Source organism: Acidovorax sp. LjRoot117 (assembly GCF_964252695.1).
Lineage (GTDB): Bacteria > Pseudomonadota > Gammaproteobacteria > Burkholderiales > Burkholderiaceae_C > Acidovorax.
Map to the genome: position 1 here is coordinate 261,595 of NZ_CAXUPO020000005.1, position 16,137 is coordinate 277,731.

The window sequence follows — 16,137 nt, forward strand, 5'->3', positions numbered from 1 at the left end:
GCAACAGGGCTCCAGCTAGGCACTTTCGGCGCAGACAGTACGCCTGTACGGCAAGCCGAAATAACGACGCTGGAGCCCTGTTTCACAAGTCCCGCTAAAAAAATACCATGGGCATAAGCCAGTACATCAAGGAAATTGGGCGCGGCGCGCGTGGCGCCAAGCCGCTCACGCGCGACCAGGCCACCGACCTGTTCGGCCAGGTGCTGGACGGCCACGCGAGCGACCTGGAGATCGGCGCTTTCTGCCTGGCCATGCGCATCAAGGGCGAGACGGCCGAGGAGATGTGCGGCTTTCTCGACGCCACGCACCAACGCCTGGCCCTGCTGCCCGCCACCGACCGCCCGCTCATCGTGCTGCCCAGCTACAACGGCGCGCGCAAGCTGCCGGTGCTGACCCCCCTGCTGGCGCTGCTGCTGGCGCGCAAGGGCCTGCCCGTGCTGCTGCACGGCATGCGCACCGAGGCGCGCCGCATCTTGGCATCGGATGTGCTGCTGGCGCTCGAAGTACCTGCGCTGAAAGCTCCTGAAAAGATAGCAAATGGAACCGTGCGCCACATCCACACCCAGCACCTGCACGCAGGCCTGGCCCGCCTGCTGGCCGTGCGCGAGGTGGTGGGCCTGCGCAACCCGGGGCACAGCGTGGTCAAGCTGATGAGCCCGTGCGCCGGGCCGTCGGTGGTGGTCACCGCGTACACCCACCCCGAATACTTCGAGATGCTGCAGACCACCTTCCGCACGCTGGGCATGACCGCTCTGCTCTCGCGCGGGCTGGAAGGCGAAGTCGCCACCGACCCGCGCCGCACACCGCGCTACGACGGCTTCATCCACGGCGCACACGAGGTGCTGGACGCCCAGCAGCCCGGCACCGCCAGCGAAGTGCCCGGCCTACCCGCCGAGATCGACGTGGCCACCACTGCCGACTACACGCGCCGCGTGCTGGCGGGCGAGCTGCCCATCCCGCCCGCCATCGAAAAACAGGTGGAACAAATCTTGCACCTTGCGGATCAAACAGCCCCGGAGACATCGCCATGAGCCGCCCCACGCCACCCGCCAGTCCCTCCACGCCTGCCGCCGCAGTCACCTTGACGCCCCACCTGGGCACCGGCGGCCGCTGCACGCTGGTCGGCGCCGGCCCGGGCGACCCGGAGCTGCTGACCATCAAGGCCCTGAAGGCCATCCAGGCGGCCACGGTGCTGCTGGTGGACGACCTGGTGAGCGACGCCATCGTGGCCCACGCCCCGCCCACCGCCCGCGTGGTCTACGTGGGCAAGCGCGGCGGCTGCAAGAGCACGCCGCAGGCCTTCATCGAAAAGCTGATGCTCATGGCCGTGAACGAGGGCGAGAACGTGGTGCGCCTGAAGGGCGGCGACCCCTTCATCTTCGGCCGCGGCGGCGAAGAGGTGGAGCACCTGCGTGCCGCAGGCGTGCAGGTCGAGGTCATTAACGGCATCACCTCGGGCCTGGCAGGGCTGACCTCGCTGGGCGTGCCGCTGACCCACCGCGAGCATGCGCACGGCGTGGTGTTCGTCACCGGGCATGCGAAGCCTGGCGATGCGGGCACCGACTGGCGCCAGCTGGCGGCCACGGCCCGCGATGCCAAGCTCACGCTCGTGATCTACATGGGCGTGAGCGGCGCCGGGACCATCGAGCAGGAGCTGCTCACCGGCCTGGCCGCCCACACCCCCGTGGCCATCATCCAGCACGCCAGCCTGCCCCAACAGCGCCACGCCATCACCACGTTGGGCGCCTTGCACGCCACCATCACCCGCGAGGGGCTGGCCAGCCCCTCGGTGATCGTGGTGGGCGATGTGGTGCGCGGCGTGGCGCTGGCATCGCAGGATGTGCCGATGGCACGCCGCGCGGGCTAGCGCGTCAGGTACGGCATGGACTGGCGGCCAGGGCGGGCCGCAGTGCACTGCTGCGGCGCCAATGCCGACCCACAATACCCCGCGGCCGCGGCCGCGGTGCGTGCGCGGCTTTGCGCCCACGGCTGCGTAGCGCAGCGGGCGGCCAGCGGCGCCTTGGCTGATGGCCGGGCTGCCCCGCTGCACCGCTTGCTCGTCGAGTGAACACTGGCCCGGCTATTGCTTGTTGTTCGTATCTGAATGCAACAAGCAGAAGGACCACCATGGCAGCCTATCCCGTTCCCTCTCGCACCGGCATGCCTGCATCGCCCTCCACCCTGCCGGCACCGTCCCCCGCCGCCTCGCGCGACACCGACATGTCGCTGGTCAACCTGGCCGCACGCCAGCGCATGCTGTCGCAGCGCATGGTGCTGCAGACCGTGCTGGCCGCCGGTGGCAGCGAGCTGCACTTGAAGGCGGCGCGCACCACGCTGGCCCTGTTCACCGCCAGTCAGGCCCGCCTGGTCGACACGCCGCGGCACCTGGATGCAGCAGACGCTGAGCGCGTCCGCAAGGTCTACGGTGCCCCTGGCGGCGTCGGTGCCACCATCGATGCCTTTGCCCGCCAGGTCGGCACGGCGCTGGACCTGACCGAAGCCCGCAGCCCCCGCGTGGAGGACGCACTGGCCCGGCTGGTGGAAAACACCGATGCCGCACTCGAAGCGCTGAACACCGCCACCACGGTGTTCGACCAGGTGGGCAAGGCCAAGGCCGAGGTCCTCATGAAGGAGCTGGCTGGCATCGTGGCCTCCATCCAGACGGTGGCGCGCGAGGCCAAGGTGGTGAGCTTCAACGCCCAGGTGATGGCCGCCCGCGCGGGCCAGCACGGCCGGGAGTTTGCGGTGGTCGCCAATGTGCTGTCGGGCATCACCAACGAAATTGACGGCCTTTCGCTCCAGGCAGTTTCGCTGGCGGGACGCAGCCGCAGCGCCGCCTGACCGGGGCTCGCTCGGGCCACTCGCCGCAGCGTGGTCCGCTGGCTCGTCGACACGCAAAACGTCGGACGGCGTTGCGTTGCGTTGCGTTGCGTTGTGTGGTGTGGTGTGGTACGGCGCTGAACACCGCTGCATGGCGAACCCTCGCCCTTGGCTCGGTGCCGTTGCACCGTGATCGACAAAGCGTCTGTGGGACGCGGCCAACACCCAGACGCGTCCCTAACAGGCGCTTACAAGGTGGGCCCGATACCTCGGCATTTGCGTGCTTGGCGGACCTATGATTTCCGTAGAAATTGCCTGCCCGGCCACCCGCTGGACTCCCTGATCCGGAGACGCACGGCACCCAACACCCAGCCAGAGAGGATTCCATGCAGCTCACCACACTTTGCCAACGCCTGGCGCTCGCCGGCTGTCTGCTCGCCACCTGCAGCGGCGCCTGGAGCTACTCCATCAACGCCGGCAAGATCACCGACAGCGCCGGGAATGCGGTGCAGCTGCGCGGCGTCAACTGGTTCGGCTTCGAGACCCAGACGAACGTGGTGCACGGCCTGTGGGCCCGCAGCTGGAAGGACATGATCACCCAGATGCAGCAAAGCGGATTCAACGCCGTGCGGCTGCCGTTTTGCCCCGCCACGCTGCGCGGCAATGCCCCCAACAGCATCGACTACAGCCGCAACGCCGACCTGCAGGGCCTGTCGGCCATCCAGGTGATGGACACCATCGTGCAGGAGCTCAGCCGCCGGGGCATGTATGTGCTGCTGGACCACCACACGCCGGACTGCCAGTCCATCAGCGAGCTCTGGTACACGCCGAACTACAGCGAGCAGCAGTGGATCGCGGACCTGACCTTCCTCGCGCAGCGCTACGGGGGCGTGGCCGGCGTCATCGGCATCGACATCAAGAACGAACCCCACGGCGCAGCCACCTGGGGCACGGGCAACCAGGCCACCGACTGGAACCGCGCGGCCGAACGCGCTTCCGCCGCAGTGCTGCAGGTGGCGCCGCACTGGCTGATTGCGGTGGAAGGTATTGGCGAAAACCCCGTGTGCTCCAGCAACACGGGCCACTTCTGGGGTGGCAACCTGGAGCCGCTGGAATGCACGCCGCTGAACATCCCCGCCAACCGCCTGCTGCTGGCACCGCACGTCTACGGCCCTGACGTGTATGTGCAGCAGTATTTCAATGCGGCGGATTTCCCGGCCAACATGCCGGCCATCTGGGACCGGCACTTCGGCCGGTTTGCGCAGGCCGGCTATGCGGTGATGCTGGGCGAGTTCGGCGGCAAGTATGGCCGGGGCGATGCACGCGACGTGCTGTGGCAGAACGCGCTGGTGGACTACCTCGTGACCAAGGGCATGCGCAGCGGCTTTTACTGGTCTTGGAACCCCAACAGCGGCGACACTGGCGGCATTCTGAACGACGACTGGGGCACCCTGCGCGCGGACAAGGTGCAGTTGCTGCAACGGCTGTGGGGCAGCGTGGCACCAGCGCCTGCTCCCGCACCGACACCGACACCAGCACCAGCACCTGCGCCCACTCCAGCACCTTCGCCCACGCCTGCACCCTCCCCCACTCCGGCACCGGCACCCACACCTGCGCCCGCTCCAACGCCCGCTCCGGCACCCGCACCCAATTTCTCGGTCGTGCAGATCATGGACAGCGACTGGAGCGCCGGCTATTGCCAGCGCGTCCGAGTCATCAACATGGGTTCGGCGTCCGGCAACTGGGCCGTCAACATCCCCATCAGCGGCACCATCAACAATCTGTGGAACGCCACCTGGGCGCAATCCGCAGGCCGCTTGAGCGCTTCGGGTGTGGCCTGGAACAAAACCCTGGCCCCGGGCGCCACGGCCGAGTTCGGATTTTGCGCGGCGCGCTGAACGGCGGCTTGCTCGACCAGCCGACGGCTTCATGGCTGGCCACTGCGGCCACTGTGGCCACAGTGACCACGGCAAGCCACGCGGTCAGGGCGCGGCGCTTGCCGGGGCCGCAGGCTAGGTGCCCGCCGTCTCCCGCACCTGCGTGAACCGCTCGGCCAACTCCTTGCGCAAGGCCTTGCGCAGCAGGGCCGCCTCCCAGCGGCGCTTCTCGTCCGCCGTGCTGGGCGACAAGGGCGGCACCTTCACCGGCTTGCGCGATTCGTCCACCGCCACCATGGTGAAAAAGCAGCTGTTCACATGCCGCACCACCTGCGTGCGGATGTCTTCGGCCACCACCTTGATGCCGATCTCCATCGACGAGGAGCCTGTGTAGTTCACGCTCGCCAGAAACGTCACCAGCTCACCCACATGGATGGGCTGCAGGAACATCACCTGGTCCACGCTCAGCGTGACCACGTAGCAGGCCGAGTAGCGGCTGGCGCACGAATACGCCACCTGGTCCAGCAGCTTCAAGATGGCCCCGCCGTGCACATTGCCCGAGAAATTGGCCATGTCGGGGGACATCAGCACGGTCATGCTGAGTTGGTGTGAGGGGATGTTCATGCTGGAATTTTAGGTGGGGGTGGGATGGGGTGCGTCGCGCCCCCGCAACGCCGCGGCCGCTAAACTTGGGCGCAGCACAACCCATGCCACGGCGCCAACGGCCGGTCGCCCCAGACCATGGCCCCAAGCGCCGCAGGCCGCCCGAATGCGGCGCATACCGATACCAGGCACACGATGCCGGAGGGAACAGCAACATGCTCGACATCGACAAGCTCAATGAATTCACCGAAAGCCACGGTGCGCTGCGGCGCGGGCGTGGCCTCGTCTCGGGGGTCATCGCCCTCACCCTGGCCATCCTGTGCTTTCTGGGGGTGCTGGCGTTCCACTTCCCCGAATACCTGACCACGCCGCAGTTGCGCAAGAGCTACGACGTCTCGGTCATCCGCTACATCATGCTCGGGGCCATGGCGGTTGCAGGCGGCATCTCGCTGGTCAACATCCTGTTCAACCGCTCGCGCTGGCTCTCGACCTTCGCCTTCGCCATCGTGGCCCTGGCCGCCTTCCTGGGCGGCCACAAGGTCGAAGTGGACCCCAACTTCCCGGACAACACGCCCTACATCGGCCTGGACTGGTTCATCCTCGACCTGCTGGGCAGCTCGCTGATCTTCATCTTCATCGAGAAGCTGTTCGCGCTGCGCAAGGACCAGCCCATCTTCCGCGAGGAGTGGCAGACCGACTTTCACCACTTCATCGTGAACCACATGGTCGTGGGCTTCGTGCTGCTGGCCACCAACCTCATCGTGCACAGGTTCTTCGGCTGGGCGGCCAGCGACGGCATCCGCGGCTGGGTGCAGGGCCTGAACTTCTGGGTGGCCCTGTTCCTGATCGTGCTGGTGGCCGACCTCGTGCAGTACTGGACGCACCGCGCCTACCACGAGGTGCCGGTGCTGTGGCGCCTGCATGCCGTGCACCACAGCGTCAAGAGCATGGACTGGATGGCCGGCTCGCGCCAGCACATCCTGGAGTTGCTGATCACGCGCACGCTGGTGCTGGCGCCGATCTACGTGCTGGGGTTTTCCAAGGAGGTCATCGACGCGTACATCGTCGTCGTGGGCTTCCAGGCGGTTTTCAACCACGCCAACGTGAGCGTGCGCCTGGGCCCGCTGCGCTACGTGCTGGTCACGCCCAATTTCCACCACTGGCACCACAGCCAGGACCAGGAGGCGCTGGACAAGAACTATTCGGCGCACTTCGCGTTTCTGGACTACCTGTTCGGCACGGCCGTGAAAAGCGACAAGCTCTGGCCCGAGAAGTACGGCGTGCTGGGCGACTATGTGCCCAATGGGTTCGTGAAGCAGTTCAAGTTTCCGTTCACCTGGAAGGGGTGAGGCGACGCGGGCCGCACGATAAAAAAACGCGCGGTCAGAGCGTGCCGAGTTCCTTCTCGAGCGCCCTCAACTGCTCGCGCAGCTCCTCGGTGCGGGCCTCGCACGCGGTCTTTTCCTTGGCTTCAGTGGCCGCCCGCTCTTGCGCAAACTGGGTGCCCGAAGCCAGCGTGCTACGCCGCAAGGGACCCGCTTGCGCCACGGCCTCCGCAGGTTGCGCTGAGCACTCCCTCTGGTTGCGCTCCACGGCTGCACGCGCCTGCGGCACACCTTGGGTCTGCAGGTAGTTCTTGCGCTGCCAAGTGGCGCCGAACGCGCCCTCCTTGGTTGCAGAGGATGCAGGTGCAATAGGAGTCGCACCTTGCATCGCGGGCCGCGCCTCGATCTTCTCGCTCTGCCCACCCACGCACGGCGCATCCTGGAACGCCACCTTGCCATCGGCGCCCGTGCATTTGTTGATGGCCCAGGCCGGGGCCAGAAAGCCCAGGGCCAGGGCGCAGGCGGCATAGCGGATGGTGGGGTGCATGGATCGGTCCTCGAAAAATGGCGGCGCGTGCCGACGGCCATCCTACAGCGCCACACGGCCGGTGGTCCAATGGCGACCACTACAATCCGCCGCTCCCATGACCACCCCATTCTTTGACGCCATCATCATCGGCGCCGGCGCTGCCGGCCTGTTCTGCGCGGGCCAGGCGGGCCAGCGGGGCCTGAAGGTTCTGCTCATCGACCATGCCGAGAAGGTGGCGGAGAAGATCCGCATCTCGGGCGGTGGCCGCTGCAACTTCACCAATCGCGACCTGGACCCCGCCGCGCCGCACAAGCACTTTGTCGGCCAGAACCCGCAGTTCTGCCGCTCGGCCCTGTCGCGCTACACGCCGGCGGACTTCATCGCGCTGGTGCAAAAGCACGGCATCGCCTTTCACGAAAAGCACAAGGGCCAGCTGTTTGCCGACCGCTCGGCCGAGGACATCATCGCCATGCTGCTGGCCGAATGCGCGGCCGGCGGTGTGACGCACTGGCAGCCGTGTGGTGTCAAAAAATTGGTCTTTTTGCCTTCTGCCGCTGATCCGACAAGCGCCGGCAGCTATCAAATTGATACTGACCGGGGTCCGGTGCAGGCACGCTCGGTCGTCATCGCGACCGGTGGCCTGTCGATCCCCAAGATCGGCGCGACCGACTTTGGCTACCGGATGGCGCAGCAATTCAACCTGCCCCTCGTCGAGCGCCGGCCCGGCCTGGTGCCGCTGACGTTCGACGGCGATGCCTGGGCACCGTTTGTGCAACTGGCGGGCCTGGCGCTGCCGGTGGACATCAGTACCGGCGCCAAGAAGGACCGCATGGCCTTCCACGAAGACCTGCTGTTCACTCACCGCGGCCTGTCGGGGCCGGCGGTGCTGCAGATCTCGAGCTACTGGCGCGAAGGCACGCCGCTGGCCGTCAACCTCGCGCCCACCGTGGACCTGCCCGCGGCACTGGCCCAGGCCAAGTCCCGCTCGCGCAAGCTGATCGCCAACGAACTCGCCACGCTGGTCCCGAGCCGCCTGGCCGATGCCTGGGCCGGCCGCGAGGCCGACTGGCAGCGCCCGGTGAACGAGGCCTCCGACAAGGCCCTGGCGCGGCTGGCCGAGCAGCTGGCCCGCTGGGAGCTGACCCCCACGGGCACCGAGGGCTACAAGAAGGCGGAAGTGACCCTGGGCGGCGTGGACACCAAGGCGTTGTCGCAGCAGACCATGGAGTGCAAGGCACAACCCGGCCTGTACTTCATCGGCGAGGTGGTGGACGTGACCGGCTGGCTGGGCGGCTACAACTTCCAATGGGCCTGGGCCAGCGGCCATGCTTGCGCACAGGCGTTGAAGGCGACACCCCCCTGAGGCCCTGCGGGCCTTCCCCCCGCTCTCGCAGCGCCAGAGCGCTGCGGGCAGGGGGACGACGCCCTCGCTGCGGGGCGGCCCTTGCTCGGCGTCCCTCGCCTGCGCAGCGCATGTTCGGCCGCTACGCCGTCGCAACCGCCCTCACTTGCAGCGCCCGCTGCTGCAGCGCCCAGTCCTCCAGCTGCGCCACCGCCAGCGGCCGGCTGAAGTGGTAGCCCTGCAGCTCCTCGCAGTCGAGCACGCCCAGCACCTGCGCGGTGGCCAGGTCTTCCACGCCCTCGGCCACGATCTTGAGCCCCAGCGTGTGGCCCAGCGCGATGATGGCGCGGGTGATGGCCATGTCGGCGGGGTTGTTCAGCATGTCGCGCACAAAGGATTTGTCGACCTTCAGGCGGTCGATGTCAAAGCGCTTGAGGTAGGCCAGGCTCGAATACCCCGTGCCGAAATCGTCGATGGACAGTTGCACCCCCAGCGACTTGAGCGCCGCCAGTTGCTGCTCGGCCGCGTGGGCGTTGTCCATCAGTTGCGACTCGGTGATCTCCAGCTCCAGCCGGTGGGCGGGCATGCCGGTGCGGGCCAGCAGCGCCTCGATGTCGGGCACGAGCAGCGGGTCGGCCATCTGCGCGGCCGACAGGTTGACGGACACCGAGATGTCCGCCAGCGGGTGCCGGGCGCCACCAGTACCGCCACCATTGCCACCACTGCCACCGCCGCCATCCCCCGCTGAGCGCGGCAGCGCCTGCCAGCGCGCCCACTGCTCGCAGGCCTGCTGCAGCACCCAGCTGCCGATCGCGCGGATCATGCCCGTCTCTTCGGCGATGGGGATGAATTCGCTGGGCGGGATGGCGCCGATGGACGGGTTGTTCCAGCGCAGCAGGGCTTCCACCCCCAGCAGGCGCCCGCCCTTGGCCGCCAGGCGCGGCTGGTAGTGCAGGCTCAGCTCGTGGCGCTCCAGCGCGCGGCGCAGGTGCTGCTCCATGGTCTGGCGCGCCAGGGCGCGCTGGTCGGTCTCCACCGAATAGAAGCGCGCCGCGTCACGGCCGGTGGTCTTGGCCTCGTACATGGCGGCGTCGGCGCGGCGCATGAGCTCGTCGATGTCGCCGCCATCCTCGGGGTAGACGGCGATGCCCACGCTGCACGACACGTTCAGCTCGTGCCCTTCCACCGGATGGCTCTGTCGGATGAGCGGGATCAGCCGCCGCTCCACCAGTTGCTGCACGTCGTCGTGCCCGGCCACGTCGCGCATCACCACCACGAACTCGTCGCCGCCCAGGCGGCTCACGGTGTCGCGGCTGCGCACGGCCTGTGTGAGGCGCCCGGCCACCGAGCGCAGCAGCCCGTCGCCGATGTGGTGGCCCAGCGTGTCGTTGATGGCCTTGAAGCGGTCCAGGTCGATGAACAGCACGGCCACCTTCTCGCCGGTGATCGGCGCCTGCGCCAGCGCCAGCTGCAGGCGCTGCACGCACAGCGACCGGTTGGGCAGCTCGGTCAGCACGTCGTGGTGCGCCAGGAACTGGATGCGCTCTTCGTTGAGCTTGCGGTCGGTGATGTCGATGGCGATGCCGATGTGGTTGGCCACGGCCCCGCCCTTGCTCTCGCGCACGGCCGACACCATGAGCCAGGCCGGGTAGGTCTCGCCGGAGCGGCGGCGAAACCTCACCTCGCCCTGCCAGGATTCCTTGTCGAGCATGGTGCGGCTGATCTGCGCCGACAGCGGCTCGCCGCTCGCCTCTTCCAGCAAGAAGCCCAGGTCCTCGCCGATGACCTCGTAGAAGTCGTAGTGCGTGCTGCGGCAGAACGCCTTGTTCACGCTGATGATCTGCTGCTCGGCGTTCATGATGATGATGCCCTCGGACGAGGCCTCGAACACCTTGGCCCACAGCTCCAGCCGCTGCTCCATGACCTTGAGCACGTTGATCGGCGTGAACGCCGTGAGCACCGCGTCGCGGCCCTGGAACTGCAGGCGCCGCGCCGACAGCACGGCCCACGAAGGCTCGGTGCTGCCCTTCCAGCGCACCTCGAACTCATCGACCGAGCCCTGGTCCGCCAGGCGCTGGAAGAACCGCGCCCGCACGCCGGGCTCCAGCCCCACGGCCCAGGGGTCGGTCTTGCGCCCGTCCAGCCAGTGGCCGGCCGGCGCGTTCGAATGCAGCACCTCGTGCTCGGGCACCGAGGTGACGACCATCGGGATCGGGAACGCCTCCACCAGCTCGCGCTGCGCCTCGGCCGCACGGGCGCTGGCGGCCAGCTCCTGCTGCAGCACGCGGTCGCGGTCGAGCTGCGAGAGCATCTCGTTGAACGCGGTGACCAGGCGGCCGATCTCGTCGCGGCTCGACCAGTGCGCGCGCAGCGTGTGGTCGCCGCTCTTGCGCACCTCGTCGGCCACGCGCGCCAGCTGCTGCAGCGGCTTGGCGATCTGCCGGGCCACCAGCGTCACCAGGCTCAGGATGCAGCCCAGCAGCACCAGCGCCGTGCCCAGGTGCAGCCACATGCGGGCATAGAGCCCGTCCACGCGGCGGTTCAGCAGCCGCTCCAGGTCGGTGATGCCCACGCCCCAGGCATCGCGCAGCGCGCCCAGCACCTGCGCCTGCTGCGCGCCCACCTGGGCCAGCGTCAGGCGCGACTCCCCGGCCGCCATGCCCTGCAGCAGCGCCTGGAAGCTCTCCAGCGAGGCCTTCAATGCCTCGCGCTGCGCCATGAGGGCGGTGCGCATCTCGGGCGATCCGGCGATGAACGCCTGGTTGTAGTCGGACTCGATGCCCAGCATCACCGCGTCGAGCCGGCCCACCAGCGTGAGCAGCTCGGACGACCACTGCGGCCCGCGCCCCGTGGGCGCCGCGTGAAGGAACACCACGGTGTCGTGCACCGCCTGCAGCAACTCGGGAAAGCGCAGCACCACCAGCGACATGCCGTAGTAGCTGTCCAGGTCCGGGTCCAGGATCAGGTTGGACTGGTTGCCCACGGTGGTGAGCAGCTCGCGCCCCTCGCGCAGCAGCTGGCTGCGCAGCCGGGTCAGCGCGATGGGGTCGGTGGCGGGCGGCGGGCTTTGCACCAGCTGCTGCAGCACTGAACTGAAGCGCTCGCCCACCTCGTGCGTGTGCAACTGGTCGTCGTAGGCCTGGCGCACACCCGCCAGCCGCGTGAGCACGTCGGCCACCAGGGGCGGCTGCTGCTGCGGCGCGGCGAGGAACTGGCCCATCAGCCCATCGCGCAGGACCGCCGCGTAGGTGGTGCCCACGATCTCCTTGCGCGTGAAGTCGATGGCCACGTACTTCTCGTGGATCAGGATGCTGGAGACGTAGATCACCGCCGACAGGTCCAGCAGGTAGATGAGCATGAGCTTGCGGCCCACACTGAGGCGGCCCAGCCAGCCCGAAACGCGGTGCATGAATGCCATGGTCTTGGTGTCTGCGCGTGGCGGGCCCCGGTCAAGAGGGCCCGCCGTTCGCGGTGAATGTTGCTGTTACAACATGAAGCAACTTCCACGCCACTCGGGCTCTTGGCGCGGGCGCAGACCCGATTCCGTACGGGTTTTGCTTTCCGACTCGCCGCTGCGGGCGACTTCCGGCCCGGTGGCGAGCAGGGATGCACAAGGACCGCTTGCACAATGCGGCGGGACAAGGGCTATAATCTCCGGCTTTGCTGGCAATGCCCCGTCGGCCAAATACTAGTTACAGACGGGGAACCCGCCACACACGGCCTTCAGGCTCGATCTCCTGGAGTCCCTCTGTGGGCACATTTTGGAAACCATTTAGCTAATGACTACGATCCGCGTAAAAGAAAACGAACCCTTTGACGTCGCACTGCGCCGCTTCAAGCGCACCATTGAAAAGCTCGGCCTGCTGACCGACCTGCGCGCCCGTGAGTTCTACGAAAAGCCCACCGCCGAGCGCAAGCGCAAGAAGGCAGCCGCCGTGAAGCGTCACTACAAGCGCGTTCGCAGCATGCAACTGCCCAAGAAGCTGTACTAAGTACAACTTCGGCTTTGTCCCTCACCGGGCAGCCGCCAAACCCGCGCTAGGGACGCCAAGCGCGGGTTTTTGTTTTTTCGGGTCTGCCAAAAGGCTTTCTGGCGTCGTTGCAACGCCTTGCCGTAGCGGGACTACTGTCTGCGGCGTTGACGCCTAGCCAGAAAGCCTTTTGGCAGACCCTGTGTCCCCTGTCCCTGCCTGAAACCCCAAGAAGGAAGCCGCCATGAGCCTCAAGGAAAAGATCACCGAAGACATGAAGACCGCCATGCGCGCCAAGGACAGCGAGCGCCTGGGCACCATCCGCCTGCTGCAGGCCGCGATGAAGCAAAAGGAAGTGGACGAGCGCATCGAGCTGGACGACGTGGCGGTCGTGGCCATCGTGGACAAGCTGATCAAGCAGCGCAAGGACTCCATCACCGCCTTTGAAGGCGCGGGCCGCCAGGACCTGGCCGACAAGGAAAAGTCGGAAATGGCCGTGCTGCAGGCCTACCTGCCCGAGCGCATGTCGGCCGACGAGACGCTGGCCGCCGTCAAGGCCATCGTGGCCGAGCTGGGCGCTGCAGGCCCTGGCGACATGGGCAAGGTCATGGGCGTGGTCAAGACCCGCCTGGCCGGCAAGGCCGACATGGGCCAGGTCTCTGCCGCCGTGAAGGCTGCGCTGGCGGGCTGATCGCCCCGCGGTGCCACAGCGCCATGGAGCCACAGCGCCACGGCGCTGCGGGTGGCCCAGGCCATCCACTATCAAAACAATAGCTGCTGGCGCTTGGTGGACAAGCGGTAGCGGCTATTTTTTCATCAAGGGCTGAGCGACCGCCGGGCCTGCGCCTGCAGACCCTGCCCCCTGTGCGTCCAAGACCTGCCCGCCTTGCGAGCGCACCTTGCCCCACTCCGTGCGGAAATACTCCTCCAGAAACTCCACGCACACCCGCACCTTGGCCGAGCGGTCCAGCCGCGTGGGGTACACGGCCCACACATTGGCCTCCTGGTACCAGTCGGGCAGCACCTGCACCAGCCGCCCGGCCCGCAAGTGCACGCCCACGTCCCACAGCGAGCGCAGCGCGATGCCGCGGCCATCCACGGCCCACTGCACCACCATCTCGCCGTTGTTGGCCGAGAGCGGGCCGCGCACCTTCACCGTCTCGTCCACCGCGCCGCTGCGCAGCCGCCACACACCGAAAGGGTGGTCGCGCTCCTTGATCACCAGGCAGTCGTGGCTGGGCAGCTCGGCCAGCGTGCGCGGCGTGCCGTGGCGCGCGAGATACGCGGGGGCGGCGCACAGCACGCGGTGGTTGTCGGCCAGGCGGCGGGCGATCAGGTGCGGCGCGATCTCGTCGCCCACGCGCACGTCCAGGTCGAACCCCTCGCCCGCCACGTCCACCAGCCGGTCGAAGACTTCCAGCCGCACCTGCAGGCCCGGGTGCTGCTCCACCAGCCGCGACAGCGCAGGCGCCACGATCTGGCGGCCGAAGCCGAAGCTGCTGCTCACCCGCAGCTGACCGCGCGGCTCGCGCCGGGTGATGGCCACCTCCTGCAGCAGCTGGTCCATGTCGTCCAGGATGCGCTGCGCCCAGTGGAAGACACGCTCGCCCTCCTCCGTCACCGCCACGCGCCGGGTGGTGCGGTGCAGCAGCTTCACGGCCAGCTCCTGCTCCAGCAGGCGGATGCGCTTGCTCACATACGCGGGCGAGACGCCCAGCTCCGTGGCCGCATCGCCAAAGCTGGCTTTGCGCACGACCACGGTGAAAACGCGCAGGTCGTCGGTGGCCGGATTTTTATGCACGATGTGTGAAGAATAGGAGCACAGTTGCTGGATTGTATTTTTTGACGTACCGCCGAACAATCCTGGCACGCACCTGATTTTTTCTTTCTTCTCTTCAGACACCAAGGAATCCGCATGAGCACCAACCCCACCTACAAGATCGCCGTCATCCCTGGCGACGGCATCGGCAAGGAAGTCATGCCCGAAGGCCTGCGCGCGGTGCAGGCCGCCGCCCAGCGCTTCGGCATCCAGCTTGAGACCACCACCATCGATTGGGCCAGCTGCGACTACTACGCCGCCCACGGAAAAATGATGCCCGACGACTGGAAAGCGCAGCTGTCGGGCATGGACGCGATCTTCTTCGGCGCGGTCGGCTGGCCTGCCACCGTGCCGGACCACGTGTCGCTGTGGGGCTCGCTGCTCAAGTTCCGCCGCGAGTTCGACCAGTACATCAACCTGCGCCCCGTGCGCCTGTTCGAAGGCGTGCCCTGCCCCCTGGCCGGCCGCAAGCCCGGCGACATCGACTACTACGTGGTGCGCGAGAACACCGAAGGCGAGTACACATCGCTCGGCGGCATCATGTACGAGGGCACCGACCGCGAGATCGCGATCCAGGAGTCGGTCTACTCGCGCCACGGCGCCAACCGCCTGCTCAAGTTCGCGTTCGACCTGGCCCAGAGCCGCCCCAAGAAGCACGTGACCCTGGCCACCAAGAGCAACGGCATCGCCATCAGCATGCCCTGGTGGGACCAGCGCGCCGACGACGTCGCCAAGGCCTACCCCGACGTCAAGCTGGACAAGCAGCACATCGACATCCTCACCGCCCGCTTCGTGCTGCAGCCCGGCCGCTTCGACGTGGTGGCCGCCACCAACCTGTTCGGCGACATCCTGAGCGACCTGGGCCCCGCCACCACCGGCACCATCGGCCTGGCGCCCTCCGCCAACCTGAACCCCGAGCGCAATTTCCCCAGCCTGTTCGAGCCCGTGCACGGCTCGGCGCCCGACATCTACGGCCAGAACATCGCCAACCCCATCGCCATGATCTGGTCCGGCGCGCTGATGCTGGACTTCCTCACCCAGGGCCAGGGCGCGGGCCGCGCGGCGCACGACGCCATCGTGGGCGCGATCGAAGAAGTGCTCAAGAGCGGACCGCGCACGCCGGACCTGGGCGGCAGCGCCAACACCACGCAGATCGGCGAGGCCATTGCAGCATTGATTGCCCGGGGCTGAAATCGATCAGGCTCAGGCCACCACCGCTCGCGCACCCTGGTGCTCGGGCAGGTAAGGCCCCAGGTACCTCAGCGCGTTGGCCACATAGGCCTCCTTCTCGCCCACCGGGGCCACGTAGTGCAGCGCGGCCGTGGCGGCCTCCAGGCCCTCCGAGCGGGCGATGATCCAGGCGGCCAGGTAAGGCGATGCCAGGCAGCCGCCCGCAGTGGCCACGTTGCCCTCCGCGTAGAACGGCTGGTTCAGCACGTTCACGCCCGCGGCTTGCACCCAGGGCCTGGTGGAGAGGTCGGTGCACGCGGGTACCGCCCCCAGCAGCCCCAGCCGGGCCAGCACCAGCGTGCCCGAGCACTGCGCCGCGATCAGCTGGCGCGCAGGGTCCAGCGACAGCTGGGCCATCAGCGCTGCGTCTTCCACCACCTCGCGCGTGCGCACGCCGCTGCCCACGATGACGGCATCGGCCGTGCGGGCGTCCGCCAGATGGGACTGCGCGCGCACCGTCACGCCGTTCATCGACGTGACCTCCGGCGTGGGGCAGCACAGGCTCACGCGCCAGCCCGGGCGCTTGATGCGGTGCAGGATGCCCAGCGCGATGAGCGAGTCGAGTTCGTTGAAACCGTCGAAGGTCAGGATGGCAATGTGCATGGCAGGTGCGCCGCAGCG

At 67.7% G+C, this 16,137-nt stretch carries 14 protein-coding genes; 9 read left to right on the plus strand and 5 right to left on the minus strand.

Annotation, left to right across the window (positions count from 1 at the left end; translation table 11 throughout):
• The first annotated feature begins 107 nt into the window (after window positions 1-107).
• The 4 genes from ybiB to ACSQ3D_RS16340 all read left to right on the plus strand — a co-directional run bounded on the left by ybiB (window position 108) and on the right by ACSQ3D_RS16340 (window position 4,718).
• The gene (gene ybiB / locus ACSQ3D_RS16325; RefSeq protein ID WP_436127611.1) at window positions 108-1,031 is read left to right on the plus strand and encodes a DNA-binding protein YbiB; all 924 of its coding nucleotides are present in this window, start codon (window positions 108-110) and stop codon (window positions 1,029-1,031) included.
• Window positions 1,028-1,867 carry a uroporphyrinogen-III C-methyltransferase gene (cobA, locus tag ACSQ3D_RS16330; protein WP_436127612.1) on the plus strand — a complete coding sequence of 280 codons (840 nt, stop codon included), beginning with the start codon at window positions 1,028-1,030 and terminating at the stop codon, window positions 1,865-1,867. The genes ybiB and cobA overlap by 4 nt, the downstream gene beginning before the upstream one ends.
• Before the next feature lie 260 nt (window positions 1,868-2,127).
• Window positions 2,128-2,841, plus strand: a complete 714-nt coding sequence (locus ACSQ3D_RS16335) for a methyl-accepting chemotaxis protein (RefSeq protein WP_436127613.1) — start codon at window positions 2,128-2,130, stop codon at window positions 2,839-2,841.
• 365 nt (window positions 2,842-3,206) lie between these two features.
• Window positions 3,207-4,718, plus strand: coding sequence for a cellulase family glycosylhydrolase (locus ACSQ3D_RS16340; protein ID WP_436127614.1), 1,512 nt, complete (start codon window positions 3,207-3,209; stop codon window positions 4,716-4,718).
• Between the two features lie 114 nt (window positions 4,719-4,832).
• Here the strand turns inward: ACSQ3D_RS16340 and ACSQ3D_RS16345 are convergent, their stop codons facing one another.
• Complete coding sequence (locus ACSQ3D_RS16345) at window positions 4,833-5,321, minus strand: acyl-CoA thioesterase (RefSeq protein WP_056414960.1); 489 nt, start codon at window positions 5,319-5,321, stop codon at window positions 4,833-4,835.
• Between the two features lie 194 nt (window positions 5,322-5,515).
• Between ACSQ3D_RS16345 and ACSQ3D_RS16350 the strand changes: the two genes are divergently transcribed.
• Window positions 5,516-6,649, plus strand: coding sequence for a sterol desaturase family protein (locus ACSQ3D_RS16350; protein ID WP_056414957.1), 1,134 nt, complete (start codon window positions 5,516-5,518; stop codon window positions 6,647-6,649).
• A 34-nt stretch (window positions 6,650-6,683) separates the two neighbouring features.
• On the opposite strand, the gene ACSQ3D_RS16355 is transcribed toward ACSQ3D_RS16350, so the two are convergent.
• Complete coding sequence (locus tag ACSQ3D_RS16355; RefSeq protein WP_396504116.1) at window positions 6,684-7,172, minus strand: DUF4124 domain-containing protein; 489 nt, start codon at window positions 7,170-7,172, stop codon at window positions 6,684-6,686.
• A gap of 97 nt (window positions 7,173-7,269) precedes the next feature.
• Between ACSQ3D_RS16355 and ACSQ3D_RS16360 the strand changes: the two genes are divergently transcribed.
• A complete protein-coding gene (locus ACSQ3D_RS16360; protein ID WP_436127615.1) occupies window positions 7,270-8,517 on the plus strand; it encodes an NAD(P)/FAD-dependent oxidoreductase in 1,248 nt (415 codons plus the stop codon).
• Window positions 8,518-8,638: 121 nt separating this feature from the next.
• On the opposite strand, the gene ACSQ3D_RS16365 is transcribed toward ACSQ3D_RS16360, so the two are convergent.
• Window positions 8,639-11,914 (minus strand): EAL domain-containing protein, encoded by a 3,276-nt coding sequence (locus ACSQ3D_RS16365; protein ID WP_436127616.1) that lies wholly within the window; start codon window positions 11,912-11,914, stop codon window positions 8,639-8,641.
• A gap of 361 nt (window positions 11,915-12,275) precedes the next feature.
• On the opposite strand from ACSQ3D_RS16365, the gene rpsU reads away from it, so the two are divergent.
• Together rpsU and ACSQ3D_RS16375 are read left to right on the plus strand one after the other, a co-directional pair.
• A complete protein-coding gene (gene rpsU, locus ACSQ3D_RS16370; RefSeq protein ID WP_007833691.1) occupies window positions 12,276-12,488 on the plus strand; it encodes a 30S ribosomal protein S21 in 213 nt (70 codons plus the stop codon).
• Between the two features lie 223 nt (window positions 12,489-12,711).
• Window positions 12,712-13,158, plus strand: a complete 447-nt coding sequence (locus ACSQ3D_RS16375; protein ID WP_056414940.1) for a GatB/YqeY domain-containing protein — start codon at window positions 12,712-12,714, stop codon at window positions 13,156-13,158.
• A gap of 114 nt (window positions 13,159-13,272) precedes the next feature.
• Here the strand turns inward: ACSQ3D_RS16375 and ACSQ3D_RS16380 are convergent, their stop codons facing one another.
• Complete coding sequence (locus ACSQ3D_RS16380; protein WP_396504113.1) at window positions 13,273-14,268, minus strand: LysR substrate-binding domain-containing protein; 996 nt, start codon at window positions 14,266-14,268, stop codon at window positions 13,273-13,275.
• Between the two features lie 114 nt (window positions 14,269-14,382).
• Between ACSQ3D_RS16380 and ACSQ3D_RS16385 the strand changes: the two genes are divergently transcribed.
• Window positions 14,383-15,477 carry a tartrate dehydrogenase gene (locus ACSQ3D_RS16385; RefSeq protein WP_436127617.1) on the plus strand — a complete coding sequence of 365 codons (1,095 nt, stop codon included), beginning with the start codon at window positions 14,383-14,385 and terminating at the stop codon, window positions 15,475-15,477.
• 12 nt (window positions 15,478-15,489) lie between these two features.
• Here ACSQ3D_RS16385 and ACSQ3D_RS16390 read toward each other — a convergent pair whose 3' ends face one another.
• On the minus strand, window positions 15,490-16,119 hold the full coding sequence (locus ACSQ3D_RS16390; protein ID WP_436127618.1) for a DJ-1/PfpI family protein: 630 nt from the start codon (window positions 16,117-16,119) through the stop codon (window positions 15,490-15,492).
• Between the last annotated feature and the right edge of the window lie 18 nt (window positions 16,120-16,137).

Coding starts and splice junctions, on each gene's coding strand:
- ybiB (WP_436127611.1), top strand. CDS start 108: ATGGGCATAAGCCAGTACATCAAGGAAATTGGGCGCGGCGCGCGTGGC.
- cobA (WP_436127612.1), top strand. CDS start 1,028: ATGAGCCGCCCCACGCCACCCGCCAGTCCCTCCACGCCTGCCGCCGCA.
- ACSQ3D_RS16335 (WP_436127613.1), top strand. CDS start 2,128: ATGGCAGCCTATCCCGTTCCCTCTCGCACCGGCATGCCTGCATCGCCC.
- ACSQ3D_RS16340 (WP_436127614.1), top strand. CDS start 3,207: ATGCAGCTCACCACACTTTGCCAACGCCTGGCGCTCGCCGGCTGTCTG.
- ACSQ3D_RS16345 (WP_056414960.1), bottom strand. CDS start 5,321: ATGAACATCCCCTCACACCAACTCAGCATGACCGTGCTGATGTCCCCC.
- ACSQ3D_RS16350 (WP_056414957.1), top strand. CDS start 5,516: ATGCTCGACATCGACAAGCTCAATGAATTCACCGAAAGCCACGGTGCG.
- ACSQ3D_RS16355 (WP_396504116.1), bottom strand. CDS start 7,172: ATGCACCCCACCATCCGCTATGCCGCCTGCGCCCTGGCCCTGGGCTTT.
- ACSQ3D_RS16360 (WP_436127615.1), top strand. CDS start 7,270: ATGACCACCCCATTCTTTGACGCCATCATCATCGGCGCCGGCGCTGCC.
- ACSQ3D_RS16365 (WP_436127616.1), bottom strand. CDS start 11,914: ATGGCATTCATGCACCGCGTTTCGGGCTGGCTGGGCCGCCTCAGTGTG.
- rpsU (WP_007833691.1), top strand. CDS start 12,276: ATGACTACGATCCGCGTAAAAGAAAACGAACCCTTTGACGTCGCACTG.
- ACSQ3D_RS16375 (WP_056414940.1), top strand. CDS start 12,712: ATGAGCCTCAAGGAAAAGATCACCGAAGACATGAAGACCGCCATGCGC.
- ACSQ3D_RS16385 (WP_436127617.1), top strand. CDS start 14,383: ATGAGCACCAACCCCACCTACAAGATCGCCGTCATCCCTGGCGACGGC.
- ACSQ3D_RS16390 (WP_436127618.1), bottom strand. CDS start 16,119: ATGCACATTGCCATCCTGACCTTCGACGGTTTCAACGAACTCGACTCG.